The sequence below is a fragment of the Microcoleus sp. T3_A4 genome, from assembly GCF_036700465.1.
Classification (GTDB): domain Bacteria; phylum Cyanobacteriota; class Cyanobacteriia; order Cyanobacteriales; family Microcoleaceae; genus Microcoleus.
Genome location: NZ_JAUBOY010000044.1, coordinates 34,506 through 60,432, shown reverse-complemented (window position 1 = coordinate 60,432; position 25,927 = coordinate 34,506). Strand labels below are relative to the sequence as shown.

Below are 25,927 nucleotides of genomic sequence, written 5' to 3'. Positions count from 1 at the left end.
GCAGGAGTAGTACGTTAAATGTGCGGAATCGTTGGCTATATCGGCACGCAAGCAGCAAGCGAGATTTTGCTAGCAGGATTAGAGAAACTAGAATACCGGGGCTACGATTCAGCGGGCCTCGCTACCATCTCCGAAGGAGAAATTACCTGCATCCGAGCCAAGGGCAAATTGCACAACCTCCGGGAAAAGCTAGCAGAGATAGACTCTCCGGCTCCCATCGGCATCGGACACACCCGCTGGGCAACTCACGGCAAACCAGAGGAATATAACGCTCACCCTCACCTGGATAATAGCGGGCGAATTGCGGTAGTTCAAAATGGAATTGTCGAAAATTATCGCGATTTGCGGCAAGAATTGAAAGCAAAGGGACATAACTTTGTCTCGGATACCGATACAGAAGTTATTCCTCATTTAATAGCTGAGTTTTTTGCAGAAGCAAAAAGGGAGAACGAAGAAGAAAAAGAGAAAAAACCCCAAAAAATTGCTGATTTGTCCTTTTTGCAAGTCGTTGCTAAGGTGGTAAATAGGTTAGAAGGAGCCTTTGCGATCGCCGTTATTTGCGCCGATTTCCCCGACGAAATAATTGTCGCCAGACAGCAAGCTCCTTTGGTGATTGGCTTTGGTGCAGGCGAATTTTTCTGCGCTTCCGACACGCCGGCATTAGTATCTCACACTCGCACTGTTTTATCTCTAGAAAATGGCGAGTTGGCAAGGCTAACTCCGATGGGAGTCGAAGTCTACAACTTTGCAGGAGAAAGGCTGAAAAAAAGCCCGCGCATCCTTGGTTGGAGTCCGGTTTTAGTCGAAAAACAAGGCTTCAAACACTTCATGCACAAGGAGATTTACGAACAGCCCGCCGTAGTCCGAGCTTGTTTGGAGGCTTATTTAGACAGCGAGTGGCAGCCGGGAAATCCGCGCTCTCCCATCAATCTCAACTTGCCCAAGGAACTTTGTACCGATGTCGAACAAGTTTCGATTCTCGCCTGCGGAACGAGCTGGCACGCCTCGCTAATTGGCAAATATTTGTTGGAACAATTAGCTAATATTCCGACTGCGGTGCAGTACGCTTCTGAGTACCGCTACGCGCCCGCACCGCTGACAGCAAATACTTTAACTATTGGGGTAACTCAGTCGGGAGAAACGGCGGACACGCTGGCTGCTTTGGGGATGGAACAACAGCGCCGCGCGGGTTTTACTGATAAATTCCGGGCGAGAATGTTAGGCATTACTAACAGGACTGAAAGTTCGATCGCCCACATGATGCCGCATGTAATCAATACCCACGCTGGTATAGAAATCGGCGTTGCTGCGACTAAAACTTTTGTTACTCAGTTAATGGCATTCTATTTCTTAGCTTTGGATTTGGCGCACCAGCGGCAAACAATCAGCACTGAGAGATTGGCAGAAATTATTACTGGTTTGCGCCAGTTGCCGGCAGAAATTGAGAAGTTTTTGGAGATTCAAGAACAGTATGTGGAGGAATTGTCCCACCAGTTTACAGAAACCCAAGATTTTATCTTTTTGGGGCGGGGAATTAACTTTCCGATTGCTTTGGAAGGGGCGCTGAAACTGAAGGAAATTAGCTACATTCACGCCGAAGGATATCCCGCCGGAGAGATGAAACACGGCCCGATCGCCCTTTTGGATGCGAAAGTGCCTGTAGTGGCGATCGCCATGCCCGGAAGCGTCTACGAAAAGGTGCTTTCCAACGCTCAGGAAGCGAAGGCGCGTGACGCCCGTTTAATTGGCGTTACGCCCAAGCAAGGTGCGGCGGAAGCCGATATTTTTGACCACATTTTGCCGGTGCCTTTGGTGGATGAATTGTTGTCACCGATTGTGACAGTGATTCCGCTGCAATTGTTGGCTTATCACATTGCAGCCCGTCGGGGTTTGGATGTGGATCAGCCACGTAATTTGGCTAAGTCTGTGACGGTAGAATAAAGGAAGTCATTAGTCAGTAGTCAGTAGTCATTAGTCAGTAGTCAGTAGTCATTAGTCATTAGTCATTAGTCATTAGTGGGTTGTTGGTTGTTGGTTGTTCGTTCTAATAACCAATAACCAATAACCGATGCCCGATGCCCGATGCCCGATGCCCTATTCCCGATCGCCTATTCCCTCTGGCTGACTCCGCAAATTGCGGCTAACAGCAACCAGCTTGTAGTATTGACTCGGAAATCAAACAGCGTCACATCTACAGTGTTAAAAAGCGTACAGGCGGCGAAGGCTAATAAATAACTGAAAAAAATTAGGTGATCGGTTGCTCTTACATCTTGACAAACTATCTGATTTTGGCTAATAATTATAGACTGTTGATTAATCACTAAAGCAGTTTCCACTTGTTCCTGTGTTGCTATTTGCTCGTGTTTGATATCCCCAGAAAAAACTGGCCAATTCGCCAGCAGCACAACACCTCTAGCCAAAACCCAACCAACTAAACCAAACAAAAAAAGCGTTGCGGGTATTCCCGTTTCCGCAGTCAACATCAGTATCAAACTGTGAGGATGACCGAGCCATTCTTGCATCTGAGCTTGATAGAGAGGCGTAAAATTTCGCAATCCCCAACCAGTCCAAGGACGCTGCTGAGTCATCGACCAAGCAAATTCCCACTGAGTTTTTCTTAAAGTAGCTGTCGGTCGATTTGGGAACATCTCGTCGGTGAGTCTCGCCCAGAAAAAAGCCGGGATAATTCTTCGCAAATACTGCCGTAAAGGTTCCGGGCCAAAGGCAGACAAAAAAACTGTACTAGCCACACTCAAAACCGCAGCTAATAATTTTTTATAACCCGCATAAAGTGCAAAAGCCAAAACTGCCAAAACTGCCAGTCCCCAAGCATTGCGAGAATTAGTATAAATCAAAGCAACAGCATTTCCGATCACTGCAAAACTTAAAAATAGGAATTGGGAATTGGGAATTGGGCATTGCGCATTGGGCATTGGTAAGTGGTGACGACTGACAACTGACAACTGACAACTGACTTCTGCCATCCACAGTCCCAGTGCTAAAATAAAAGCAATTGTCAGATAGCAAGCTAAAATATTAGCGTACATAAATACAGAAGCCATACGGCCGGGGGGATTGCCTTGGGATGCGAGTACCCAGCCAAAAACTGGCTGCAATTGATCGATGCCGCTCCAGCCTAAAAATTGCTGTCCCAGACCTAAAATTATCACTGGAATTGAACTAATTACAATCATCCAAGACAATTGCCATAATTGAGCCGAAGTTTGAATTAAACTGCTGAAAGCGGCAAACAATATAAAGAACGGCAAGAAATTGTACAACCCTATAAAAGCCTCGATGCGGTTGTGGGCAAAAACGGCTGTGATGACTAGCAGCACGCTCAGAATTGCGAATCCTCGATTCAACGGGCGGCGACTAATTTGACGGAACTTTTGTTTACAAGGGCCGGCCAATCCCAGGAATAAACCTAAGGCTCCCAAAATCGGAATTAAGGGAAAAATCAGCATCCCCACTTGGGCGAAATTCCAAGGGATTTGCAGGCGGGGATCTGGATGTTTTTGGAGACGAGACTTGAGATTTTCGGCTGTCTGTTTGGCAGCCAATTTCAAGCGATTTTTGATATTCACCCACACTCCCAATCTCAAATCTAAAATCTACAATTTACCATCGTTAAGCTAGTTCCCAAACGCATTCCGATCGCGTCAAGCGTATTTGAGCTAGGGCAAAAATGGTGGGGATAATGCGGCCGTAGTTCGTGGAAATCGATCGCCAACCCAAATCCGCTAAAAACCAAGTCCACATCACCGGGCCTATCAACGAAAATACGCTCCGCGTCGCACCGTAACGAGCTGCACTCACCGCCATACCACGCCGCGCGGTCTGAAGTGCGACATAATTTTGAAACTGGGTTGCTGCAGTTGCAGTGCCTGCAAGCAGTCCTTGTTTTGCCATTTGATAGGTGGCAAAATGCAGCGCAAATTGATTAGCCATTAGTTTGAGCAGCATTGGTTTTAAGATGGAACTAACAGCTAAAGCGCTGCCGCCTTTGAACAGTAAACCCAGCGGGTCTTTTTCAGCAGAAATTGGCAGGGGTTCTGAGAGTTTAGAATCAACGATCGCTCGCTGTACGCGCAGTGTCAGCGCTTGCTGTTCGTCTGCAGGTAAACGCTTCCACGCGCGACCCATTAAGTGCAGAAACACTTCTGCCTCTAAGTCGGTGGTTGACAACTGTCTGGGATAAGGGATTTTGAGATAGCGACAAACTTGAATTAGTGCTTGTCTGTAAGTTACTTGTTGGCTTCGCCCTCGGAGTACCGTCAACCCGTCCGCTGCAAGGTAGCGAAACCGCTGTTCTACGGCGTCGAGCCATGCTTCGCGATCGCGACTTTGTACATCTATCGGTGCGGGGGTTTGCACATAATCTAAAGGGTTAAACTTGCGGCTGAACAGAAGTTCTGTTAGTTGCTGCAATTCTTCTTCTGTTGTCAATTCGAGTGCTGCTCTGAGTTCGTCCAAAATTTTGCCCTCCCGTATTCGATTTTAGATTTTAGATTTTAGATTGCTGCTGATTGACAACCAGCGGGATTTAGTATTTACCTACAGTGGCTTTTTTTATTTTGTCTTAATCATGGATTCGTGCTGTCCCTTATTCTACTACCTGGCGCAGGACGATCGGCAGGATTGGCACAGAAGATCCGACTGCTAGAAGCTATAACCTCAGCAGCTACATTGATCGGCGGACGCGCATCTAAATTTTACAGTCAATTTTGGTGTCCCGCCGATCCTAAAAATACAATTTAGAGGCCCAACAGCAAACCCGGAAGCCCTCGGTACGTCTGCAACCCCGCAGCTTGAGGAGTCAAACCGTCGCCCTGAACCCCCACTATTTTATTCGCTATAAACAAAGGAAAAATAATTTAGTGTACTTCTGTTCAAAAATGTCAGTTAATCCTATAATGAGTTTGGTTTTTTTAGAACAAAGTAAATGATGTATTCTTCTGTCGCACCGTCTTTTTTGCAGGGATATTGGCAAGATACTTTCAATCTCAAGCAGCATCTACAGGATTTTTTAAACTTAGATTTAGAAACAATTGAACAAGAGCTGGCACTCGGTCAACAATCCCTAAAAGAAATAGGGCATCGGGATTTTGATTGGGAAAAAGCTAGCGAGTTTTATCGCGATCGAGTCGGACAAGCTTACCTATTTGACCTCGGAGCTTGGCATATGTCCAATCAGGATTACATAGGAGGCACTTTAACCTTAATATCAGATATGGCTGTCGGTCGAGTTTTAGATTTTGGCGGCGGTATTGGCACTCATGCTATTGCAGCAGCTCTTTGTCCTCACGTAGAACAAGTAGTCTATTGTGATCTTAACCCCATAAATTGCAATTTTGTTCAAAGCCGAGCTGCTAAGTTAGGATTGAGTGAGAAGATTTTGTGTAGTCTAGAAGTATCTCCTACAGAGGCTTTTGATACGATTATTTGTTTAGATGTGATGGAACATTTACTCAATCCCAGTCAGCAACTGATGGATTTTCACAAAATGCTAGCTCCGTCAGGGAAGATTATCCTTAACTGGTATTTCTTTAAAGGTTTTAATCAAGAATTTCCTTTTCATTTAGAAGATAAGCAAGAGATGAACACATTTTTTACTAAACTTCAGTCTAATTTTATGGAGGTTTTTCACCCTCATTTAATCACCGCTCGTTGCTATCGCAAATTAACTGCAAGTTAAAAAATCAGCTTAAGGCTTATTTCCTAGAAAAAGTCCGGTAAGTAATGTATCTGAAAGTCCAATTATGTTCGATGTTGCGGTGATTGGTGCGGGTATGGCGGGGCTCAGTTGCGCTCAACGGTTGCGTCAAGCTGGTTATTCTGTGGCGGTTGTTGAGAAATCTCGCGGCGCGGGGGGACGTGTTGCTACCCGCCGCGTACAGGGTACGAGGGCCGATCACGGGGCGCGGTATCTGGAACCGCAGGGGGATGCGGTGCAGGGGTTAATTGAGGTTTTGGTCGATCGCCACATCCTCAAACTCTGGACTGATAGTGTCTGGGAATTCAGACAGGGGAAACTTTCTGCTATTCCTAATTCTTGTTATGTCGCACCTGCGGGTATGAATGCTGTGGGTAAGTATCTAGCGGAGGGTTTAGAAATTTGGTTTGGCCGCCGCGTACAAGCTATTTCTACTACAGATAACCAAATGTGGCATCTTTCCCTTGAAGTCACTGATGACAATTTACAGAGGCCTCAAGAATTGATTGCTAAGGCTGTGGTTGTGGCAATTCCTGCACCTCAAGCTTTAATTTTTTTGGATGAAAAAATCGGTTTGTCGCCTGATTTTACGGACAAATTGCGTTCGGTCGAGTACGACCCTTGCATTAGCGTTATGGCTGGCTATCCTCCGTCAAAACAGCACGATTTGAGCAATCTAAATCCGCAGTGGAAATCTGTTTCTTTTTCCGATAATTCTGATTTAGCTTGGGTTGGTTTGGACAGCAGCAAGCGGCTCGATCCGCAGCAACCAGTGTTTGTGGTTCACAGCAGCGCAAATTTTGCAGAACGCCATCTAGAATCAATTGATTTGCCAACAGTCGGTCAAGAATTGCTCGATCGCACTTCTGGATATTTAATCCCTTGGCTGAAAGAGCCGGAATGGTTGCAGGTTCACCGCTGGCGCTATGCTTTTTGTCGAAATCCTTTGCCTGTTTCTTGTTTGGCTGCGGAGGGGACTTTGCCGCTGGTTTGTGCAGGAGATTTGTGCGGGGAAGGTCAAATAGAGGGGGCTTTGCGATCGGGTTTGGCGGCGGCTATTTGGGTGAATTCTCAGTTGCAAAATTTGCAGTTAGATTCAAGCCTAAATTGGTAATATGGCTACAATTAAGGTATCAATTTTGCCTCTAACGCTATGATTGCCATCCCGTCTGGGTTTAGCCCGGAAGATTACCTTGCCCTAGAACGTGATAATACCGTCCGGCATGAATATCGGCGCGGTTTGGTGTACGCGATGGCGGGAGGTAGCGATGACCACAGCCGTCTCTGTATTAATTTTATAACTGCGATTAACCTTCACCTGCGCGATAGAGTTATAAAAAATCCATCTAACGACTTACGAAAAAATGGAAAAATGGTGTAAATTCCCACTTTTCCAAATTGTTACTTTTGTGCTGTTTCCTGTTGTTGTAAGTCTTGTTCTTGCATCTGCAATAATTCGGGAACTGTTACGAAACTGTACCCTTCATTTCTCAATCGAGCAATAATATCAGGCAAAGCTTTTACAGTTCTTGCTCGATTGCCGCCGCCGTCGTGCATCAGCACAATGCCACCGGAATTGGCCTGCCTCATCACGTTGTCTATCAAAGATTCCGTAAGCGTGCGCCAATCAAAAGAATCAGCAGACCACATCACAACTGCATAATTTTTCTTTTGAGCATAAGCTGTCAATCCATTGTTTAAAATGCCTCCTGGCGGGCGGAACATCGATGTTTGGATGCCGGTCAAGTCCTCAATTAAGGATGAAGTGCGATCGATCTCGCGAGCGGCACCGTCTTCGTTATACTGAAGGTATTGATGGTTCCAAGTGTGATTGCCGATCGCGTGACCGGCTTCTGCGACCTGTTTGCCAATTTCGGGAGAATTTTGCAGGTATTTTCCTACCCAGAAGAATGTAGCCTTAATATTATTTTCCTTGAGAATATCTAGGATTTGTGTAGTTGTTTTTGGCCAGGGGCCGTCGTCAAATGTCAGGGCGATCGCCTTGTGCTGGGAGTCGAGTTTCGCGTGACGAATGGTTGTACCTTGAAACTGCGACGGTACGGCTGATTGAAATCGGATTGCCTGCAATTGGGTTAGAGCATTTTGGGAAAAGTCAACTCGATGGGCGATCGCCTCGGAGAACTTATTAATATTGGACATCGGCGGTTGTTCTTGCGACTGGGATACGGCCAAGACTTGCGCCTGAATCGGTTGCAATGGCTGACTGGCCCGCAAGTTAATCGGCCATGTCACACCCAGCAAAAAACTTCCTGTTGCTGCCATAAAAGCAACGATTAAAGTTTTTCGCCGCCTCCACAGCAGTTTCAATTTTGTCACGTCATTCTCTCCTTCACACCTTGCACAGTTAATTTGAGATTTTATGTTGATATCAAGTTAATCCACTTAAGAGGATAATCTTAAATTGGACAGTCCGTAAAAATGCTACTGGAAATAACCGATCGCGGGGAAGTCCGCCCGGATAAAAAAATTTAAGATTTGTGTGCCACAAATCCCCTAACCCATAAAAACGTGGGATGGGTGAACTTTTTCCCTAGCCAGGGGGACGGCCCTCAAGTCGGATTCATGGCACGATATTCTTAGGGAGTCAGCCCGCATCAGCCCGCGTCCCTACCGGACACTGCAAGTTGATTTAACCTGAGATGTTGCACCATTCTCAATAAGCTTTTTATGAACAGGCTTTTCGGCCTGTTCCACAAGAAAATTTACTCTTTGTGGAACAGCCATCTTGCCTGTTCTTGAGAATGGTGCAAGATGTGAGGTTAACCGGATTTGATATGAGGGCGATCTCGCGCCCCCAGCGTCGTAAAATTAACTTTTAGGGCCGATTCTCTCTTTGTACAAGCCGACAATCCGATCGATAACTTCAGCAACAGTCAGATTGTCTGTTTGAATTTCCACAGCATCGGCCGCTTTACGCAAAGGTGCAACCTCGCGGGTGCTGTCTTTTTCGTCCCGCAGGGCGATGTCTTGTTCCAATTGGGCCAAGCTAGTATTAGCCCGATCGGTATCTTTAAGTTCTAACAGCCGCCTGCGCGATCGCTCTTGTACCGAAGCCGTCAAAAAAATCTTTAGTTCCGCATCGGGAAAGACGTTAGTGCCGATATCGCGGCCTTCTGCTATAATTCCGCCTTTTGTGCCGCAGCGCCGCTGTTCCTCCACCAGAAACTGCCGCACGGCGGGAAGCGCCGCCATTTCCGACACGCGGGATGTCACTTCCAAACTGCGAATTGCCTCGGTTACGTCTTCGCCGTTAATCTTCAACATCTTTGATGCGGGATCGAGGTTGTATTCCAAATAACTGGCACTGATTAATTCGGCGATCGCACATTCGTCGGAAATTGGCGTGTCTGTTTTCAATGCCAGCCAAGTCAGCGCCCGATACATCGCACCGGTATCCAGATAAAATAAGTTCAAAGCAGTTGCGGCAAGGCGAGTTACGGTAGATTTGCCAGCTCCCGCCGGGCCGTCGATCGCCACAATGGGCCGGCGATTCCTGAGAATTATATTGTCAATCAAACGAGTAGAGCCAACTCTGGCGGCCACGGCTAAAAGTCCCGCTGTTTCCACAACCTGCAACGGCGTCAAAGTGTCGGGATGGACGAGTTCGGCGTATTCGAGCTTGACTGCGGGTTCTCCTGCGACTGCTGCGTGGGCGGCCGCGAGTGCGGCTGCTCCGGTGCGGTCGCCTGAAGAAAAAGTTTTCGAGGCTTGTTGCAGCGCGCGGTAGAGTACGGAGGCTTGCTGTTTTTGCTCTGCTGTTAAATACTGATTGCGAGAACTCATTGCCAGTCCCGACTCTTCGCGGACGATCGGACAAGCGACAATCTCTACAGGCAAGTTAAAATCCAAGACCAGCTTCCGAATAATTGCTAGCTGCTGGGCGTCTTTTTGACCGAAATAAGCTTTTGTCGGCTGCACCAAACTCAAAAGTTTAGTAACAATTGCCGCGACGCCCTGAAAATGACCGGGCCTTGCTTTGCCGCACAAAACCGATGTCATCGCCGATGGCGGCACTACTTGAGTTAAGGATGAAAGGTGAATCTCTATCTGTTTTTGGGCGGTTTGCTCTGTTTCTGTACGCGCGGCGAAGCTATCCCGTAGGGAATCGAGCGCTTGGTTGCCGAACATTTCCGTTGCTGAGGGAGCAAATATGGCATCAACCCCAACTTGTTCGCACAACAGCCGGTCTTGCTCGATATTCCGAGGATAATCTTGAAAATCTTCTGTCGGCCCAAATTGCAGCGGGTTGACAAAAATGCTGACCAGGGCGATCGCATTTTCTTGCCTTGCCCGCTGGATCAAGCTGAGATGCCCTGCGTGCAAAGCTCCCATCGTCGGCACCAAACCGACTGTCAAATGAGGTGCAGTAGATTTTTGTGAATTTAAGTAGCAGCGAAGTGCTGCAATGGTAGTAAACAGGGGCACCGGTAGAATCTCCTGAAGGCATTCTGCAGAAGGCAGAATTTGTTTGTCGGAATTTGTTCGACTTGACATCTTGCATCATCCTCAAGAACAGGTAAGATGCCTCTTCTACAAATAATGGTGCAAGATGTCAGTTTTATTCTACTTTCTGCCTTCTACACTTCGGATAACTTTTGTATTCGGCCTTAGACTACCGTTCAGCGTCCAACAGTTGTTTGCTGCGGCGGTTCGATCACTTCGATTTCCACTCTGGCTACGCCACTGCTGATCATTCCTAGCACGTTGGCGGCGCCGGCGGACAAGTCAATGAGCCGATCGCCCACATAGGGGCCGCGGTCATTAATACGGACGACTACGGTGCGGCCGTTGTCGAGATTTCTCACCATGACTCTAGTTCCAAAAGGCAAATTTGGGTGGGCTGCGGTCAAATCATTTTGGTTGAAACGCTCGCCGCTGGCGCTGAGGTTGCCGTCAAATCCCGGGCCGTACCAGGAAGCCCAGCCGCTGAGGCGCACTTGAATTGGGCCCAGAGACAGCACAGCGGGTTCTGGTTGGGGTTTGCCTGCGACTTCTTCCAGGGGTGGGGCGTTGCCCAGAAGCCGGCGGAGGCGATTGGTTGCTTGCAGGGCGTCTCGGCTAAAGTTGCTGGTGGTGTCGGGGAGGATTGTTTCGGCGTTGATGTTTACCAAGTCCTCGCCGTTTGCCTGGATAATGTAGCGATCGCCTTTTTCCCACTTAACGGTAATGCTGTTGGGATCGATGTTGTTGCGGGCTAGCTGATTGAGTCTTGCTGCTAAGCTTGATGCCCGCCAAACTGAATCAGGTTCTTGGTTGCTGTCGTTGCTGGCAATGTTTCCGACTTTGGGATTTTCTCTCGCGCCCGCTACTTTTGACGGACTGCTAGCACTGGGTTGGCTGTTGCCAGTTTCTCCCAAAGGCGTGTTTGTTTCCGGATTCGCGTTCAGAAAGGTGATGACTGGAATGTTTCGCACGTAGACTGTCGCTGCTTGTCGCCCGCCTAAGTCGTGGGGCTGAATTTTGGCGATCGAGTCTCGGGCAATTTCAGCTCTTGCTTGATACTGATACTGTCCGACTTTTTGCGCTTCGACCCGAGTAGCGTTTAACTGTCGGGACGGTTGGGTGGCAATTACTTGCTCGGAAACCTGAGAGTTTTGGTTGTCGGCACCTGTTGCTTGTGCGTGACAAGAGGATGCCGTTCCAACCATAGGAACTAACAGGACAGCGAGTAGACCACCAACAAATTTTTCCTTCATACGTCCATTTTTGTGAATAGCCATTGCCAACCGAGATTGGAGGATTGGCCATTTGGCGGCGGGCGTCAAGGATTTCTCTCTTGCCCGTCGCCATTCCCCCGTGAGTCAAAGCAAAGTATCCGGGTGCGTTTTTGCTTTAATGCTTCTACCCCAAAAAAAATTGGCGGAAACTTCCCTGACACTTGACAACTCATACTCGATTCGCAATTTGTGTTTTGTTCACGAACTGCAACAGACTACCACAAACTTTTGTGCTTGGGGATCGCTGGGATCGCGATTTTCACCCAATCTTCATCAAATTTTCTCAAAACCCTCTATCATAAAATCCTTTAGTGCCAGGGGTTACAGCCGTTTCAGCCATTACGGAAAACTTTACAAAACTTTACAAAACTTTAGTGTATTTTGTGAGCTACGGAATGGCTAGTCTTAAAAAAGCTGTTTGTCAACTGTTATGGGAATAAACTAAAAATTAGAAGAAATCGATTTGGCGGACTTATGGATTATCGAGAAGCAGGTGTGGATGTTGAGGCGGGCAGAGCTTTTGTCTCGCGCATCGGGAGTATGGTTAAGAGCACGCACAGATCGGGAGTTTTGGGCGGATTCGGCGGGTTTAGCGGGTTTTTCAGCGTTCCGGAGGGTTTAAAAGAACCGATTATGGTTTCCGGTACTGACGGCGTTGGGACTAAGTTGAAATTGGCCCACAATCTCGATCGGCACGACACGGTAGGTATCGACTTGGTGGCGATGTGCGTCAACGACGTGCTGACATCCGGGGCCGAACCCCTCTTTTTTCTCGATTATTTAGCCACGGGAAAGTTAAATCCCGAACAATTAGCTGCGGTGGTGGCCGGCATTGCTGACGGTTGCAAGCAAGCGGGCTGTGCTTTACTCGGAGGGGAAACGGCAGAAATGCCCGGTTTTTACCAAGCGGGTGAGTACGATTTGGCGGGGTTTTGTGTGGGAATTGTCGAAAAGAGCAAATTGTTGGACGGTTCGCGGGTGCAGGTGGGAGATGTGGCTGTGGGGCTGGCGAGTTCGGGCGTGCACAGCAACGGTTTTAGTTTGGTGAGAAAAATTGCGGGCGATTGCGGTTTTGACTGGCATTCCCAACCCGAAAAGTTAGGTGGCAAAACTTTAGGAGAAGTGCTGCTAACTCCGACTACAATTTATGTTAAACCAGTCCTCGAAGCAATTAAGAGCGGTCTAGAAATTCACGGCATGGCTCACATTACGGGCGGCGGTTTGCCGGAAAATTTGCCCCGCTGTTTGGGGGTTAATCAATCTGTGAAAATTGACAGCAATAGCTGGCCAAATTTGCCAATTTTCCAGTGGATTGCTGAAGCCGGCCAAGTTGCCACAGCAGATATGTTCAATACTTTTAATATGGGGATTGGCTTTGTGCTGTTGCTCGATTCCAGGGAAGTAGAACAGGCTGTTAAATGGTTTGAATCTCAGGGAATTGGTGCTTGGGCGATCGGGGAAGTGATTGAGGGGAAAGGAGAATTGATCATGGATAACGGTTAATGGGTAATTAATAAGAAGCAATCGCATGGGGTGAAGATTGCTTTGCTTTGTTTTATGCGTTAACAGACAATCTCAATCTGCATTCATCTGTGTATATCTGCGGTTAAATTTATACTTTTCAAAGTAACCGCAGAGGACGCAGAGGAGACAGAGGAAGAAAGATAAAAAGGAATTCACAACAGATGACTCGTTGCTTTAATTTTAAAGGAAATTGAAATCAGCTATTGTGCCTTTAAGTACGGTATAATTCCAGATTATTTCCGTCAATGAGTGCAAAACTAGCTTTTCAAAAGTCTCGGAATCCCAAACAAATATAGCAACTGCAATAAGCATTAAAATAAAAAAAAGGATATAATAGAGTAAAAATTATGATTTTGTTATTGCTAAATAACCGAAATAATCAAAAATTGGTGATTTTTTTGGTTATATCGTAAATAATGTGTTTCATTGGTGTATTCAGGGATATCCATAGAATCTAGACACTTACTACTATTTTCTGTCCGAAGAGAACCTAGTGAAGCAATCTCAAACCCTTGATTACGTAAGTCCTGAATATATTGCTAATGGACTGTTTAAAGTAATTGAAGAGCTAGAATATTTATTACATCGCCTTTCAGCGAACACGCTGATTATTGCGCTCGCACTTCTTCTCCTCTCTTGTTTGCAGCATTCTGTGAATTATAATTATAGCGATCGAGTTTTTGAAATCCTATTTCATTCAATCCAGGAACATCCTCATACTAAACAGAGATTGGACAGTGAAAATTCATACTAGCCAACTATACACATTCCCCCTCGCCGCAGCAAGAAAAAACCCAACGTTCGGTCACATCCCGACGGTAGCAATCCACATTTATCATTGGGTGACTGATGAATACATATTTTTGTATAGTTGAGAGCGATCGATAATCCGCAAATTTATCTCCTCTGTCAAACGCCTCAGTAGTCGGAGATAAGACTTCCACTTTATATGATGTTATTTTAATTACCAATAAAACAGGTTTGGAGTAAGGACTTTAGCCATCATTGAGTAATAGTTTCGCTATTCAGGACAGAATTACTCACTACCAAATTGATTGTTTTACGGGCATAAGTGAGCGCTACAAACTTGATGATTTTGAGGACAGAAGTCCTGACTTATTAATAGGCGATCGCCAATCATTAGACTTTTTGCAAAAATAGATGATATCTGCGTTTATTTGCGTTTATCTGCGGTTAAAAACAGAAAATCCAGAACTCTTGCAAAAAGTCTAACCACTAATCTTACTTAGTCTTGTCCAAACTCCGCGCTTCCAACCAAATAGGAATTGCAATCCAAGCAATTGCTAACAGCAAAGCAAATACCGCAAATTGAGCAGCCCAAGCTACCAATTTCTCTAAAGACACAACTTGTCCCAAGAAGTAGGATAAACTCACCATTACAGATGCCCAACTGGCAGCACCCAGAACATTGAACAGCGAAAATTTCCAAAAAGGCATTTCTGCAATACCTGCTAGGGGGCTAGCAAAAATTCGCAGCAATGCGATGAAACGGCCCAAAAATACGGCTTTAGCTGCATTTTTGCTAAACTGTTCTTTTAAGTCAAACAGTTGTTCTTCTCGAAAGCGGAAAAATTGTCCCAGCTTCAGCAGCAGCGGCCAGCCGCCGTACCTGCCGATCGCATAACCAAAATTTCCCCCCAATGTAGCACCGGCGATCGCACTGCCGAGCACAAACCAGTAATTCAGTTCCCCGCTGCCAGCTAAAAACCCGCCAGCAATCGTAATTGTCTCCCCTGGAAGAGGAACTCCCAGATTTTCCAGCAAAATTCCCAGAAATACTGCCCAGTAGCCGTAATCACGCGCAAACTGCTGAATAGTCTCTAACGATAAAAACTCAAAAGACATTCGATACTGCCTTCGTAAACTTTTGCAAAGCTCAATACATTTATATATTGGCTCGATTCAGCCAATAGTGCAATCTTTCGCTGTGATGAAGAACACACTGTTGTCGCGATCGCTGGCCCACCTAAAAATTAAGCTTTCAGGCATACTAGATGATATAGAGAATTGTTGCGGTTGCGTTCCGCGCGATCGCTAGCCAGTTTTCCTACTAAAATTTATCACAACGGCTCTCCCCACCAATTCCCACAAGGGCGATCGCCAATCCTAAAACATACGCTGAAATTCCCTGAGTCTCTCAACAGAGTCAGCAACTAAACTAACTTATTTATACTTTACGCTCGTAGGATAACTGCTATGGAATTTCCCAACTTCAACCAACCCATCGTCCTTCAACCTCACAACTGCCTCGACTCCCAAGCCGGCAGCCTCCTCCAGCAACAGCTAGCCGAGATTGTTCCCGATCGCCACAAACTCTGGGTAATAGACATGGCCGCCGTAGATTTCATCGACAGTTCCGGGATCTGCGCCTTAGTCGGCGGACTCAACGCCGCCCGCCACCGGGGATGCCGCCTCGTCATCTGCAACCTCTCAGCCACAGTCAAGCTAATTTTTGAAATTACTCAACTCGACCAACTCTTTGAAATCTTCGACAGTTTCGACCAAATAGTCTCCCCTGAAACTCCCGCTTTAGTTGCTTGATTAAAATGAGATCCCCAGTTTAAATCTCAAGTTTGCAACAGACTTCAAGCAACCCCAGAGTTAATTTGTATATCATAAATAGGTTTATTTGTCAAGCAATACCAATGACAAACAAATAAATCCGGCACTTGAACGCCGACAGAAGCGATCGCAGGTGCAGCCGGAAAAGGCCAAAGTCGATCGAAACAAATCCTTTCCCCCACAAACCCGAACTGCATCAAATAAGTCGCCGGCGGCGCATTTAAAAGATTCAGCAAGCGGTAAGCCAACTCATACAACTGCTGTCGCCAAACATCCGACAAATGCACCGGTTGAGAGTAACTCAACTCGCCAGACTGCTTATCAGGTTCGCCACCGATCACCTCAGCATACAGTGGGCCCTTTGCAGTCAACACCACAGGCAGCCAAAAATTGCCACCCCCGACGGGACAAAGCAACTCCTGAGCCACTCGATCGCGCGCCCCCGAAACATTGGCACAAAATCGAAACACATCTTGAGCCGGAAAAACCAGATTTTCTGGTACATCCAGCGTCAAAGGACAAACGATCGCCCCACCCGGAGCGATCACGCCCGAATCGAGTTCAGAAACCCCACAAATATTGACTTCAGTTAAAGGATGAGATTGAGCGATCGCCGCCTTGAGACTTGCCGCCGGACTTTGCTCACCACCCGCCACAATCAAAACCTTAGACATTGCCAAAGCTCGGCATTTGAATTCCCCGATCGTCCGTTTCATCGACGCTCGGCAGATCCAAGCCCTTAGCCTTGCGGCTCCGCACAGCGAGACGGTAAGTGACGCTTTGCAACTCAGTGTGCAACTGGCGGTTTTCTTTTTGCAGTTGATCCAATTTTTCCTTAATTGGCTCGATCCGCTCGGCAAACTTCTGGCGGTAAACCCCCGGCAATTCCTGAACCACCTGTTCCAGCATCCGAGAGCGATCGGTCAATTCTTGCACCGATTGCCGCAGTTGGTAAACCTCAGCATCCCGCTCGGCGATTTGTTCCTGATAAAAACCCACCTGTTCTTCAACAGCTTGGAGTTGTTCCCGCATTGCCTGCATTTGAGCTTGGTGGCGATCGGAAACTTCCGGCGCCGGCACAAAACTAGAATTGCCCTTCACCAGCCTGAAAAGTTCTTGAGACAACTGCTGCACCAATTGGTCACGCATTTGCAGCTCTTCGGTGAGACGAGATACCTCTGATTGCAATTCTTTTGAGCTTACAAGTTTAGTTTGATTCACGATGACTCTCAGCTTTTGTTATATAATCTGTTTCTATTTAAAAATATCTTTCCCTTACCGCAGAGGCAAGAGGTACTTCAAAAGTTTTGAACCCATTAGGCTAAATCGAGCCAGCGGCCCGAGGTCAAGGGTAAAACTCAGTCTAACTCAAATCAGGCATCCACGTCATCACCTTAGTTTCTTGTCACTGAGATGTTGCACCATTTTCTCTTAACAGGCTTTCCGGCCTGTCCCACAAAGAATTAATTTGTTGTGGGGAGTAGGGGTTGAGCAGGAGAACCCGCCCAAAAAAGGATTAAGGACTATTGATATTGGTGCAACATCTCAGTTCCCATAGACACAGGTAAAATCCTAGGTTTTTTGTCAATAAACCAAGTTTATTAGCTTTTTTTGAGAATAGTTCAATATCTCATGTGTAACCAATTACAGCAGAAAGCACTTTGCCAGCTTCGTCCACTGTGCTGCCAAAACAGATAATCCCGTCCTCGTGACCGGCCATGGCCAGAATTTTGCGCTCGGCCAACTTCTCCTCCTCAAAAAGTCTAAACATTTCTAAGGCCATCTGGGGAGTGCCGTAAGGTATTTCTTTTCTAGTAGTAGGAATCTTAAACAGCAGTTGCTGCCATAGTTTAGGATGGTGGACATGAATTATCGCGCCCACATCCTGTCTCTGAAAGTAGAGGGCCCCGTGAGTCAGGGACTCCGACGAAGCTTGTACGGGGCCCCGGCAGCCGAGGTAATTTTTTTCTAAGTTAAATTCGGTAACAGTACAGTAGAATTCTGGTCCCAGAGTCTTCAAGTGTGCAGTCTGGGTTCCCGAAATCACGAATTGGCCGGAATTGCCGAGTCTGACGCTGGCGTTGCCAAACCCTATGCCATTTTCGTAGACGCCAATTAATCCCCAAGAGTGGAGCCGATCGCGCCAGTCCATCAAATCTGCTATGTTCCGGGCAGCTACAGGGTCTGCTTTTTCCCAGTCACAGCGGTACTTAACGACTCCTTCATCCATTTTTTTGTTTGATCAGACACGACTCTGACACGACAGACCTTGCCGAAGCTGAGACTTAATCGAAGTTGTCAAGAAGTTGTCAAACAACTTTTTTTGGCTGCTGCCTTCTGTCTCCGTGCATCAGTGCCTTAACTAATCTACATTCCAGTGTCGCCGTAATTAGCGACCGACATTAGCAAAAAGTAAGCTAGGAAAGAAGAACCAATTATTCCAAAAATCATGATTTAGCCTCTAGGTGATTACAAAAGTTCAATATGAATATGTACGCTTTCAGTCGGGGAGTTTAATTTCAGGCTATTGCCCGATCGAGTTTCTGATGTGAAACTACATAACATCCTTGAATCGCTTATTGTCCTATACTACAGCATTTCTACTGAGGTGAGCTCTACCTTAATAAATATTTAAGGATAAAGTACCCTTAATTCGGTAACTCCGGCAAAAAGCAACCGTACATTTACTGATTTTTTATCATTATACATATAATGAAGCAAAAAGCAAGCGGAACACAAAAAATATTTTTTCGCCAGTCTGGGAGGAACTGGCACAATCTTCGGGTGATCTACGTTAGTCCACACCTCTGTCGATCGAGCAATTTTTAGCTCCGGGGCATCCTACAAGCTAAGAAAGCGGGTTGAGGGTAATATCATGTCGAGTAAAATCACCGCCACGCCAGCTCGCGTCGGCGGGTTCACCAAAATCTGTAGTATTAGTATAAGTTATACATCCCCTCAACCCGCGCCTGCCTAAAGGGGGATAGTCGATCGACCGAACCTGATATAAATCCTATTAAGAAACAAACAAGCCGATCGAGCAGTGAGGGCCCGATCGGCTAAATTTTTCTGTGAAGCGCGATCGCCCCCAGCCCTTTAAATGTGGAAGTGATACAAGATGCTGCCGTCGTCTTTAATTTCGCAATTGGCATTAAAGACTTCAGCTTGTTGGTTCAAAAAACGCTGAGCCACATCCGGCGACAGCCGCGTTTCCATCGCAAACCGCACCAGAGTTATTTCGCCGCGGCCTTCTTTGATCAGTCGGTACAAAGCACTTTGGAGCCTTTCGCTCTCTTCTCGCTGAAAAGCTGCTTTGTACTTCCAATCGGCCACCGAAGGAATCAAACCCCGGCTGACCAAAATCGCCAACAGCAAGCCAATTCCCAAAATCAGAGGTACTGTCGGATCGCTCGTGGGCGTCGCCACAATTTGCGGCACTGTAGCGGCGGCCAAACTGCTAACCATTTCTTTTTCCGAAGCTTGCGTATCCGCCATTGCAAGCTGAGTTTTGTTGTAAAAGTCTTGCTGAAGCTTCATTTGCTGCAACAGGCGAGCGCGTTCTCTTTCGTATTGGTCGAGTTTTTGCTGAGCTTGTTTCAGGTCTTGAGTGACTTGTGCCAAGCGTTGGTTGAGCGACTGATTGACTGATTGCCACCGATATCTGTTAATCAGGCGGCTTTTTTCAACCATGCCCTTCATCAACATATCCGCCGTTTGGATTGCTTGCTCCTGATCGAGCGAGCGATACCCAACCACAATTTCTAGGGGTTGTTCCGGCTTAGAAATTTTGACACTCGCATTTTGTCGAACTTGCTGGGGCGACAGCTTAACTGCATCTGCCACTGCTTTGACAACATTATCTGCTAGGAGAACCTCCGGGGTGAGTTGCTCTCCCTGCTTGAGAATTGTCGTGCCGGTGGTCGAAAATTTGACTGGCGGATTATTAGAAGTGAGAGTGCCTTGAGCCATGAATCCGGGGGGCGGGGCGAGGCGGTAGGCCAGGGCGCCTGAAATACCCATAATTACAGCAAAACTGCCTAACGCAATCCATCTGTATTGATGTGCTGAAGATCTAAAACGTAAATTTCCCATTTTGATAGTCAAGTCATAACATTCGCTTGCCGCAGCTACTGCCAAACGCCAGAGCGATCGTTTCTTTCTGGTTAGTCAAATTGACTGCTGAAAATTTTCTCAGTTTGTACCTAAAAGCTATTAGCTTTTGAGAGTTGTCAATATTCATGATCCCAAAAAACCGATCGCGCTTTTATTTGATCCGAGCTATAACTTCAGTTTTTGTCCTTAATAATTAATCTGTAACAAGGCTTCTGGAAGTCTACTCGCATCAGACTAGCACTCAGGCGTGCGATATCCTCGCCTCCCCGTGTTTGTTGACATTCAAAAGAGTCACCTTTTCACCCTTGGCAATCCTCCAATTATCTTACGTCTTGGCGTCTTGCGGACGCGGTTGAAGAATAAAAAAAACCTTAAATAATTTGCCTAAAAACTTAACAAGCAAGAATTATACCATGCAGTTAAGAGTTTGCTGCGTATTAAAAAAAATTGTGGATCGGGGCGCGAGACCAGATCCACATATTCACATAACAATTATGGTTCGATCAGTTGATGGTTCGATCGAGCCTCAGAGGCGAATGTTCACAAGCCGATCGGCAAAATAAGACCCTCGCGGGCCATGACAGCCTTCGGAAAAGCGATTTGCACATCTTCGGCGATGCGATCGAGAAAATCGTCAGTATGAGCCGGATCATGGTGAAAAATCACCACTCGTTTCACCCGCGCCTCCTTAGCCATTCTCACCGCTTCCTGCCAAGTCGAGTGTCCCCAACCCACCTTCGGAGATTTGGGGTTGTGATATTCCTCGTCTGTGTACATCGCATCGTAAATCAGCACATCAGCGTCGAGGGCTAAATTGTAGACATTCTCATCTAGGCGATCGGGAAAATGTTCAGTATCGGAACAATAAACAACAGATCGTCCCTGCCAAGTCACCCGATATCCCATAGCAGTATTCGGGTGATTCAGAGAACCCGTCCTAATCTCAATATCGTCCAGCATCATCGTCTGGTTGTGATTGAGTTCGTAGAAATTCAAATCTGCCTGCAAACCCATCAGCGGCACCGGCGAATTCGAGTGGAGCACCCGTTCAACAAAGTGCCTTTTCATGCAATCTCCATCCGGCGGAGTCGCCCCATAAATATCAAAGCTATTGCCGCGGATGAAAGCTGGGGCGAACAGCGGGAAACCTTGAATGTGATCCCAGTGATAGTGAGTAAAAAACATATAAGCTTGCACAGGCATTTCTTGCACCAACTGGTCTCCCAGCATCCGCAAGCCTGTTCCGCCGTCAAAAATCAAGCGTTTGCCAGCGACTCGCATTTCCAAACAAGAAGTATTGCCGCCGTAGCGAACAGTTTCCTGTCCGGGTGTCGGAACACTGCCCCGCACGCCCCAGAACTGTACTACAAAATCATCTATGCCTTTTATTGATTCGGAGGGTTGAGGGCAATCAACGGGAGTTGCCGCTACAGAGGACAAGCTGATTTCCATTTTAAAATTCAGGCTTTAAGGTTCCACATTGTCCGTGATGGCGCAGCAGATGATCGCACAACACTAAAGCTACCATCGCTTCCACCATTGGCACAGCTCTTGGCAAAACGCAAGGGTCGTGCCGTCCTTTGGCAGCCAGCAGCGTTTCTTCGCCTTCTCGGGTAACGGTGCGCTGCTGCTGGCGAATTGTCGCAGTCGGCTTGAATGCCGCCCGCAAAATGATATTTTCGCCGTTAGCAATCCCACCCTGAATTCCGCCAGAGCGATTCGTCACTGTACGAATTACACCCTTATCATCAGTATAGTATTCATCATTATGTTCGCTGCCCTTGAGCAGAGTCCCGGCAAACCCGGAACCAATTTCAAAGCCTTTGCTGGCGGGCAAGGACATGATGGCTTTGGCCAAGTCGGCTTCGAGTTTGTCGAATACGGGCATTCCCAGACCTTTGGGTACATTGCGGGCGACGCATTCGACTACACCGCCGATTGAATCTCCGCTGTCACGAACTTTTTCGATCAGTTCAATCATTCTTTCGGCACATTCGGCATCTGGACAGCGGACGATGTTGCTTTCTACTTGTTCTAAGGTAACAGTGTCCGGATCGGCGACACATTCTAAGTCTTTGATGCGTTTGACGTAGCCGACTATTTCGACTCCTGCTGCTTGTTTGAGAATTTTTTTAGCGATCGCCCCTGCTGCTACTCTACCAATTGTCTCTCTCGCCGAACTGCGACCTCCGCCTTGCCAGTTACGAATTCCGTACTTAGCATCGTAGGTAGCATCAGCGTGGGAAGGGCGGTAGGTAGTCGCCATTTCGCCGTAATCTTGGGGGCGAGTGTCTTGATTGCGGACTAAAATTGCGATCGGCGTTCCCAAAGTTTTGCCTTCAAACACCCCGGACAGAATTTCGCAGGTATCTGCTTCTTTGCGGGGCGTAGTAATTTTGCTTTGGCCGGGGCGACGGCGATCGAGTTCTGCTTGAATTTCCGATGCGTCGATCGACACTAGGGGCGGGCAACCGTCAATTACTACTCCCACACCGCCGCCGTGAGATTCCCCAAATGTCGATATCCGAAATAAATGCCCAAATGTGTTCCCCATAATGCTTTAGCCTGACACCTAATAATTTTTAGCTTAAATGGAATAGAGATTTACTGTATTTATGAAAAATATACCATTGACGAGTAGGCGACAGGCGATCGCCTCACAGCATCACTCCCTTCCCACCCCTAGAAGAATATCTACCAGGGAGAGAGGGAGAGACAGAGAATAGGAGATATCTGGAAACACACTTAAATTCATCCGTATATCCGTGTCCGAATCCGTGTTGTGCCTTCCTTCTTCTTTAGTCTTCGTGTTCTTCAAAAGGATCTCTCAATTCCTTAGCGGGAGGGCCGAAAGCCGTGTAGATCGAGAAACCGGTGATGGCCACCAGACACACACCGAGAGAAATGCCGAGAACTGCTGCGGGTTCCATATTTGTGATCGATTATGAGTGCTCCACTCTATAATATTACAAAAAATAACAATCCGTCTGAAAGTCTCGTGATTTTAGGCGCTGTACGGTATGGCAGCCAACCGCCACTCCCCGTTTTCCGAGTACCCCGGCAGCATTTCTGAGAAATTGCGATCGCAATTAGCGGTAGAAATATGTCAAACTTTTCTGTAGAGATTCATTGCAGGTGACTTATGGCACAACGGACTTGGTTAGGAGATATACTCAAACCCCTTAACTCGGAATACGGCAAGGTAGCCCCCGGCTGGGGAACCACGCTGTTGATGAGCGTGTTCATTGGACTGTTTTTCGTGTTCTTGTTGATTATTTTGCAAATCTACAACTCTTCTCTGATTCTGGAGAGTGTGGATATGGATTGGTCGAGTCTCGACCGCTAAAAATTGATCGCAAAACAGTAAGGCTAAAAGTAAAAGCTGAGGGTTGAGGAGAAAGGGTAAAAGCTAAGTTTTCCCGTTTTTCCTTACCCTTTCCGATTACTTTTGCCATAAATAAACAAAAAGTAACTAAACAAATTGCAGGAGAAAAACCATGAATATTTTTGGCATTGGTTTGCCCGAAATGGCAGTTATTTTTACGATCGCCCTCTTGGTATTTGGTCCGAAAAAATTACCTGAAATCGGTCGGAGTATGGGGAAAGCAATTCGGGGCTTTCAAGACGCTTCGCGGGATTTTGAGTCGGAGTTCACGCGGGAAGCTAAACAGTTAGAAGAAGCAGTAGCAACTAGCAGCAAACAGGAAACTGAAAAACTCGCAGCGGCTACTCCTAAGAAGGAAGATAGCACAGACAGTTAAATGAACAACCCTCAGAAGTCGGAAACACCAGCGGAGTTAGTGATTCCCCAGCTAATAGTTGGGTTAGGCAATCCCGAACCTAAATACGATCGCACCCGACACAACATCGGCTTTAATGCTATCGATGCCTTGGCTAAATCTTGGCAGATTTCGCTGTCGGAAAATCGCAAATTTCAAGGCATATTTGGCGAGGGAAACCGGCCGCGGGGACAGAAAATCCGCTTGCTGAAACCGCTTACTTACATGAATCTGTCGGGTCAAGCGATTCGGGCGGCGGCGGATTGGTACAAAATACCTGCGGAGTCGGTATTAATAGTATACGATGATATGGATTTGCCGATCGGGAAATTGAGAATGCGGCTTGCCGGTTCAGCCGGCGGACACAACGGCATGAAATCCACAATTTCTCATTTGGGTACAGACAAGTTTCCCCGCTTGCGGATTGGCATCGGCAAACCTCAAAACGATGCTGCTAAAAATGAGAAAGATACGATTTCCTTCGTGTTAGGAAAGTTTTCCTCAGAGGAAAGTCAGTTAGTAGAAAAAGTGCTTAAACTGGTTGTAGAAGCTGTGGAACTAAGTCTACATCAAGGAGTAGAAAAAGCCATGAGCCTTTACAATAGTCGCACAATTGCAGAAACAAACGCGGAAACAAAAAGGTGAGTTCGAGACGTTTGCCTGAAACAACTGCATATGTCCGAGTTACTGGTCAATCTTGGCAAAAAGGCACGATTGAGGGTGAAGTGACTGCCGGCAATTTTGAGTGGCAGTTTCAGTGGCGTTTCACGTCAGAAAAAACACTGATACTTGAGCCTTCTCAGGGTAGGGCATTGATTCAGGAACCGCTGCACCGCTTTCTGGAAAAATGGGATTATCAATTAGAACCCGGTGGCGATTATTCGTTTACGGTTCGGGCTGAATTTTAAAATCTTGGTAATGGGAAATTGGGAAAAGGTAATCGGGAATAAAAACTTCCTTTAGTAGGATATCCCGATTCCAGTAATTCTTTAATTAATTATGGGGAATGGCTGTAATGGGAAATTGGGAAAGGGCGATCGGGAAGGCAAACTTTCTCTAGTAGGAGGTCTCGATTCCAGTGATTCTTTAATTAAAGCAGGGTTCATCCCTTCTCGGTAAGCCCCGCAATAATACATTGTCAAAACAGCTTTGTAAGCCCAGTGATTGGAAGGTACATCGCTAAAAGGATTTGGCAGGGTTTCAGCCTGATTCTGCACGCAAGCAGTGAGAATTTGTTCTCGCAATTGCTGCACTTGAACTAAAGAATTATTTGGCTTGAATTGTGCGGTATTTTGTGCCTTTGCAGGAGCTAAAAAGCCTGTATAAATTAACAGTGTAGCAGTGGCAAAGAGGCTGAGTTTCATAAGTTTATAAATTTCTGAATAAGTTGATTGGTAGTGAGGACTTTAGTCCTCAAAGCTGTGGCAAATAAGGTCTCTTCGTCCTTACTACAAACCTTTGGAATGTTCGGACATTTTTTGCATTCGCAAAGCCAATACACTCAAAAACAACAGCCCCACTGCGCCAGCTAGCGGATTGCCGTTAACTCCTGTCACCCAGTCGGGTACAGATCCCGAATATCGCACTAACTGCCCGATGTTAATCATGTAATATCCCCAGACTAAACCTGCATGAAGCCCGATCGACAAACCGAGGCGATTTTGGCGCGATCTTTTTCCCCAAACCAGAATCAAACCCAGCAACAACAACCCCGGAAACTGCGGCCAACTCCCCAGCATTGCCGCGACAGGTTTGATAAAATGAGATAGGGCAAACACCAGGCTATTCGCCCACAGAGATATTTTATAATTGTAATCCCGCTGCAACTCGTCCAGCAACCAACCACGGAATACCAACTCCTCCGCAAAACCGACTCCAAGGGCGCTTAAAAGCCCTTCTGCGATGATTCTAGGCAAATTATCAGAATTTTGCCACGCGACTAAGCCGAACAGCCCTTGCACCGCAAATAAGCTGAAAGTGAGCAAAAGCCCGATCGCCAATCCAATTAAAAGCTCAAAACCGTTTTTTCGCGTATTGGCTAAACCGTAACTTTTGAGTAATTGGGTTTGTCCGTAAACCTGTTTTCCCCAGCGCGGCACTAGGAACAGAAACTCAGTAAACAACAATCCCATTGTCAGAATAGTTGCTAGGTTACTATCTTTAACTAACAGATAAATTGGTGCTGCTAGCGGCAGCCAAATTGCTAGCAAAATTAATAGGAAAATTATCACACGTAAAGGAAATGGATAAGTGGCTATTATTTGGCAGCGGTTAATCATTGGTTACAATTTACTTGCTGAGAGATTTTAATTTTTAGTAAAAATAAACATAACACGGGTCGGACGCATGAGTGAAATAGTCAACAACACTGTCGCTTAAATGAGTGACACTCAAATGGTGTAGCACAAATAAGTGTCACTCCAAAAAGCGACTGTAAACTCCCCAATACTGCCACTTATATATGGAGTATCACA

26 protein-coding genes are annotated in these 25,927 nt (G+C 46.6%); 10 read left to right on the top strand and 16 right to left on the bottom strand.

Annotated elements, in window-relative coordinates; genetic code table 11:
- Positions 1–18 precede the first annotated feature (18 nt).
- Positions 19–1,941, top strand: coding sequence for a glutamine--fructose-6-phosphate transaminase (isomerizing) (gene glmS / locus QUA07_RS22725; protein WP_333329542.1), 1,923 nt, complete (start codon positions 19–21; stop codon positions 1,939–1,941).
- A gap of 167 nt (positions 1,942–2,108) precedes the next feature.
- Here glmS and QUA07_RS22720 read toward each other — a convergent pair whose 3' ends face one another.
- Positions 2,109–3,587 (bottom strand): O-antigen ligase family protein, encoded by a 1,479-nt coding sequence (locus tag QUA07_RS22720; protein ID WP_333329539.1) that lies wholly within the window; start codon positions 3,585–3,587, stop codon positions 2,109–2,111.
- 43 nt (positions 3,588–3,630) lie between these two features.
- Positions 3,631–4,476 (bottom strand): YaaW family protein, encoded by an 846-nt coding sequence (locus QUA07_RS22715; RefSeq protein ID WP_333329537.1) that lies wholly within the window; start codon positions 4,474–4,476, stop codon positions 3,631–3,633.
- Positions 4,477–4,945: 469 nt separating this feature from the next.
- On the opposite strand from QUA07_RS22715, the gene QUA07_RS22710 reads away from it, so the two are divergent.
- The 3 genes from QUA07_RS22710 to QUA07_RS22700 all read left to right on the top strand — a co-directional run bounded on the left by QUA07_RS22710 (position 4,946) and on the right by QUA07_RS22700 (position 7,097).
- Positions 4,946–5,698 carry a class I SAM-dependent methyltransferase gene (locus QUA07_RS22710; protein WP_333329533.1) on the top strand — a complete coding sequence of 251 codons (753 nt, stop codon included), beginning with the start codon at positions 4,946–4,948 and terminating at the stop codon, positions 5,696–5,698.
- A 64-nt stretch (positions 5,699–5,762) separates the two neighbouring features.
- A complete protein-coding gene (locus QUA07_RS22705; RefSeq protein WP_333329530.1) occupies positions 5,763–6,830 on the top strand; it encodes an FAD-dependent oxidoreductase in 1,068 nt (355 codons plus the stop codon).
- A gap of 39 nt (positions 6,831–6,869) precedes the next feature.
- Complete coding sequence (locus QUA07_RS22700) at positions 6,870–7,097, top strand: Uma2 family endonuclease (RefSeq protein WP_333329527.1); 228 nt, start codon at positions 6,870–6,872, stop codon at positions 7,095–7,097.
- Positions 7,098–7,117: 20 nt separating this feature from the next.
- On the opposite strand, the gene QUA07_RS22695 is transcribed toward QUA07_RS22700, so the two are convergent.
- The 3 genes from QUA07_RS22695 to QUA07_RS22685 form a co-directional block, all read right to left on the bottom strand.
- Complete coding sequence (locus QUA07_RS22695) at positions 7,118–8,053, bottom strand: polysaccharide deacetylase family protein (RefSeq protein ID WP_333329524.1); 936 nt, start codon at positions 8,051–8,053, stop codon at positions 7,118–7,120.
- Between the two features lie 492 nt (positions 8,054–8,545).
- The gene (locus QUA07_RS22690; RefSeq protein WP_333329553.1) at positions 8,546–10,162 is read right to left on the bottom strand and encodes a bifunctional pantoate--beta-alanine ligase/(d)CMP kinase; all 1,617 of its coding nucleotides are present in this window, start codon (positions 10,160–10,162) and stop codon (positions 8,546–8,548) included.
- Positions 10,163–10,356: 194 nt separating this feature from the next.
- The gene (locus QUA07_RS22685; protein ID WP_333329521.1) at positions 10,357–11,457 is read right to left on the bottom strand and encodes a septal ring lytic transglycosylase RlpA family protein; all 1,101 of its coding nucleotides are present in this window, start codon (positions 11,455–11,457) and stop codon (positions 10,357–10,359) included.
- 471 nt (positions 11,458–11,928) lie between these two features.
- Here QUA07_RS22685 and purM point away from each other — a divergent pair, with 471 nt between their 5' ends.
- Positions 11,929–12,957, top strand: coding sequence for a phosphoribosylformylglycinamidine cyclo-ligase (gene purM, locus QUA07_RS22680; RefSeq protein WP_333329518.1), 1,029 nt, complete (start codon positions 11,929–11,931; stop codon positions 12,955–12,957).
- A 779-nt stretch (positions 12,958–13,736) separates the two neighbouring features.
- Here the strand turns inward: purM and QUA07_RS22675 are convergent.
- On the bottom strand, positions 13,737–13,922 hold the full coding sequence (locus tag QUA07_RS22675; RefSeq protein WP_333329515.1) for a Uma2 family endonuclease: 186 nt from the start codon (positions 13,920–13,922) through the stop codon (positions 13,737–13,739).
- Between the two features lie 298 nt (positions 13,923–14,220).
- Positions 14,221–14,844 carry a DedA family protein gene (locus QUA07_RS22670; RefSeq protein ID WP_333329512.1) on the bottom strand — a complete coding sequence of 208 codons (624 nt, stop codon included), beginning with the start codon at positions 14,842–14,844 and terminating at the stop codon, positions 14,221–14,223.
- Positions 14,845–15,195: 351 nt separating this feature from the next.
- Here QUA07_RS22670 and QUA07_RS22665 point away from each other — a divergent pair, with 351 nt between their 5' ends.
- Positions 15,196–15,540 carry an STAS domain-containing protein gene (locus tag QUA07_RS22665; protein ID WP_333082637.1) on the top strand — a complete coding sequence of 115 codons (345 nt, stop codon included), beginning with the start codon at positions 15,196–15,198 and terminating at the stop codon, positions 15,538–15,540.
- Between the two features lie 44 nt (positions 15,541–15,584).
- Here QUA07_RS22665 and QUA07_RS22660 read toward each other — a convergent pair whose 3' ends face one another.
- The 7 genes from QUA07_RS22660 to psbN form a co-directional block, all read right to left on the bottom strand.
- The gene (locus QUA07_RS22660; protein WP_333329509.1) at positions 15,585–16,235 is read right to left on the bottom strand and encodes a hypothetical protein; all 651 of its coding nucleotides are present in this window, start codon (positions 16,233–16,235) and stop codon (positions 15,585–15,587) included.
- Positions 16,228–16,782, bottom strand: coding sequence for an Npun_F5560 family protein (locus QUA07_RS22655; RefSeq protein ID WP_333032327.1), 555 nt, complete (start codon positions 16,780–16,782; stop codon positions 16,228–16,230). Before QUA07_RS22655 ends, QUA07_RS22660 begins: the two co-directional genes overlap by 8 nt.
- Before the next feature lie 409 nt (positions 16,783–17,191).
- On the bottom strand, positions 17,192–17,791 hold the full coding sequence (locus QUA07_RS22650) for a class II aldolase/adducin family protein (RefSeq protein ID WP_333329506.1): 600 nt from the start codon (positions 17,789–17,791) through the stop codon (positions 17,192–17,194).
- A gap of 866 nt (positions 17,792–18,657) precedes the next feature.
- Positions 18,658–19,581 carry a hypothetical protein gene (locus QUA07_RS22645; RefSeq protein ID WP_333329504.1) on the bottom strand — a complete coding sequence of 308 codons (924 nt, stop codon included), beginning with the start codon at positions 19,579–19,581 and terminating at the stop codon, positions 18,658–18,660.
- Positions 19,582–20,214: 633 nt separating this feature from the next.
- A complete protein-coding gene (locus QUA07_RS22640) occupies positions 20,215–21,126 on the bottom strand; it encodes an MBL fold metallo-hydrolase (protein WP_333213683.1) in 912 nt (303 codons plus the stop codon).
- 1 nt (position 21,127) lies between these two features.
- Positions 21,128–22,228, bottom strand: coding sequence for a chorismate synthase (gene aroC / locus QUA07_RS22635; protein WP_190659307.1), 1,101 nt, complete (start codon positions 22,226–22,228; stop codon positions 21,128–21,130).
- A 244-nt stretch (positions 22,229–22,472) separates the two neighbouring features.
- Positions 22,473–22,604: a photosystem II reaction center protein PsbN gene (psbN, locus tag QUA07_RS22630; RefSeq protein ID WP_190742515.1), complete on the bottom strand. Its 132-nt coding sequence runs from the start codon at positions 22,602–22,604 to the stop codon at positions 22,473–22,475.
- A 212-nt stretch (positions 22,605–22,816) separates the two neighbouring features.
- Here psbN and psbH point away from each other — a divergent pair, with 212 nt between their 5' ends.
- From psbH to QUA07_RS22610, 4 genes are all read left to right on the top strand, one after another.
- Positions 22,817–23,020, top strand: a complete 204-nt coding sequence (gene psbH / locus QUA07_RS22625; RefSeq protein WP_333082642.1) for a photosystem II reaction center phosphoprotein PsbH — start codon at positions 22,817–22,819, stop codon at positions 23,018–23,020.
- Between the two features lie 151 nt (positions 23,021–23,171).
- The gene (locus QUA07_RS22620) at positions 23,172–23,435 is read left to right on the top strand and encodes a TatA/E family twin arginine-targeting protein translocase (protein ID WP_333213679.1); all 264 of its coding nucleotides are present in this window, start codon (positions 23,172–23,174) and stop codon (positions 23,433–23,435) included.
- Complete coding sequence (pth, locus tag QUA07_RS22615) at positions 23,436–24,098, top strand: aminoacyl-tRNA hydrolase (protein WP_333329500.1); 663 nt, start codon at positions 23,436–23,438, stop codon at positions 24,096–24,098.
- Complete coding sequence (locus QUA07_RS22610; RefSeq protein WP_332958583.1) at positions 24,095–24,361, top strand: DUF3146 family protein; 267 nt, start codon at positions 24,095–24,097, stop codon at positions 24,359–24,361. The genes pth and QUA07_RS22610 overlap by 4 nt, the downstream gene beginning before the upstream one ends.
- An 81-nt stretch (positions 24,362–24,442) precedes the next feature.
- Here QUA07_RS22610 and QUA07_RS22605 read toward each other — a convergent pair whose 3' ends face one another.
- Both QUA07_RS22605 and QUA07_RS22600 read right to left on the bottom strand, forming a co-directional pair.
- On the bottom strand, positions 24,443–24,817 hold the full coding sequence (locus QUA07_RS22605) for an S-layer protein (protein WP_333329497.1): 375 nt from the start codon (positions 24,815–24,817) through the stop codon (positions 24,443–24,445).
- A gap of 84 nt (positions 24,818–24,901) precedes the next feature.
- Positions 24,902–25,732, bottom strand: coding sequence for a CPBP family intramembrane glutamic endopeptidase (locus QUA07_RS22600; RefSeq protein ID WP_333329495.1), 831 nt, complete (start codon positions 25,730–25,732; stop codon positions 24,902–24,904).
- Between the last annotated feature and the right edge of the window lie 195 nt (positions 25,733–25,927).

Coding starts and splice junctions, on each gene's coding strand:
- QUA07_RS22710 (WP_333329533.1), top strand. CDS start 4,946: ATGATGTATTCTTCTGTCGCACCGTCTTTTTTGCAGGGATATTGGCAA.
- QUA07_RS22670 (WP_333329512.1), bottom strand. CDS start 14,844: ATGTCTTTTGAGTTTTTATCGTTAGAGACTATTCAGCAGTTTGCGCGT.
- QUA07_RS22640 (WP_333213683.1), bottom strand. CDS start 21,126: ATGGAAATCAGCTTGTCCTCTGTAGCGGCAACTCCCGTTGATTGCCCT.
- QUA07_RS22645 (WP_333329504.1), bottom strand. CDS start 19,581: ATGGGTATTTCAGGCGCCCTGGCCTACCGCCTCGCCCCGCCCCCCGGA.
- QUA07_RS22600 (WP_333329495.1), bottom strand. CDS start 25,732: ATGATTAACCGCTGCCAAATAATAGCCACTTATCCATTTCCTTTACGT.
- purM (WP_333329518.1), top strand. CDS start 11,929: ATGGATTATCGAGAAGCAGGTGTGGATGTTGAGGCGGGCAGAGCTTTT.
- QUA07_RS22605 (WP_333329497.1), bottom strand. CDS start 24,817: ATGAAACTCAGCCTCTTTGCCACTGCTACACTGTTAATTTATACAGGC.
- QUA07_RS22620 (WP_333213679.1), top strand. CDS start 23,172: ATGAATATTTTTGGCATTGGTTTGCCCGAAATGGCAGTTATTTTTACG.
- glmS (WP_333329542.1), top strand. CDS start 19: ATGTGCGGAATCGTTGGCTATATCGGCACGCAAGCAGCAAGCGAGATT.
- QUA07_RS22700 (WP_333329527.1), top strand. CDS start 6,870: ATGATTGCCATCCCGTCTGGGTTTAGCCCGGAAGATTACCTTGCCCTA.
- QUA07_RS22665 (WP_333082637.1), top strand. CDS start 15,196: ATGGAATTTCCCAACTTCAACCAACCCATCGTCCTTCAACCTCACAAC.
- QUA07_RS22705 (WP_333329530.1), top strand. CDS start 5,763: ATGTTCGATGTTGCGGTGATTGGTGCGGGTATGGCGGGGCTCAGTTGC.
- QUA07_RS22660 (WP_333329509.1), bottom strand. CDS start 16,235: ATGTCTAAGGTTTTGATTGTGGCGGGTGGTGAGCAAAGTCCGGCGGCA.
- QUA07_RS22650 (WP_333329506.1), bottom strand. CDS start 17,791: ATGGATGAAGGAGTCGTTAAGTACCGCTGTGACTGGGAAAAAGCAGAC.
- pth (WP_333329500.1), top strand. CDS start 23,436: ATGAACAACCCTCAGAAGTCGGAAACACCAGCGGAGTTAGTGATTCCC.
- QUA07_RS22685 (WP_333329521.1), bottom strand. CDS start 11,457: ATGGCTATTCACAAAAATGGACGTATGAAGGAAAAATTTGTTGGTGGT.
- psbN (WP_190742515.1), bottom strand. CDS start 22,604: ATGGAACCCGCAGCAGTTCTCGGCATTTCTCTCGGTGTGTGTCTGGTG.
- psbH (WP_333082642.1), top strand. CDS start 22,817: ATGGCACAACGGACTTGGTTAGGAGATATACTCAAACCCCTTAACTCG.
- aroC (WP_190659307.1), bottom strand. CDS start 22,228: ATGGGGAACACATTTGGGCATTTATTTCGGATATCGACATTTGGGGAA.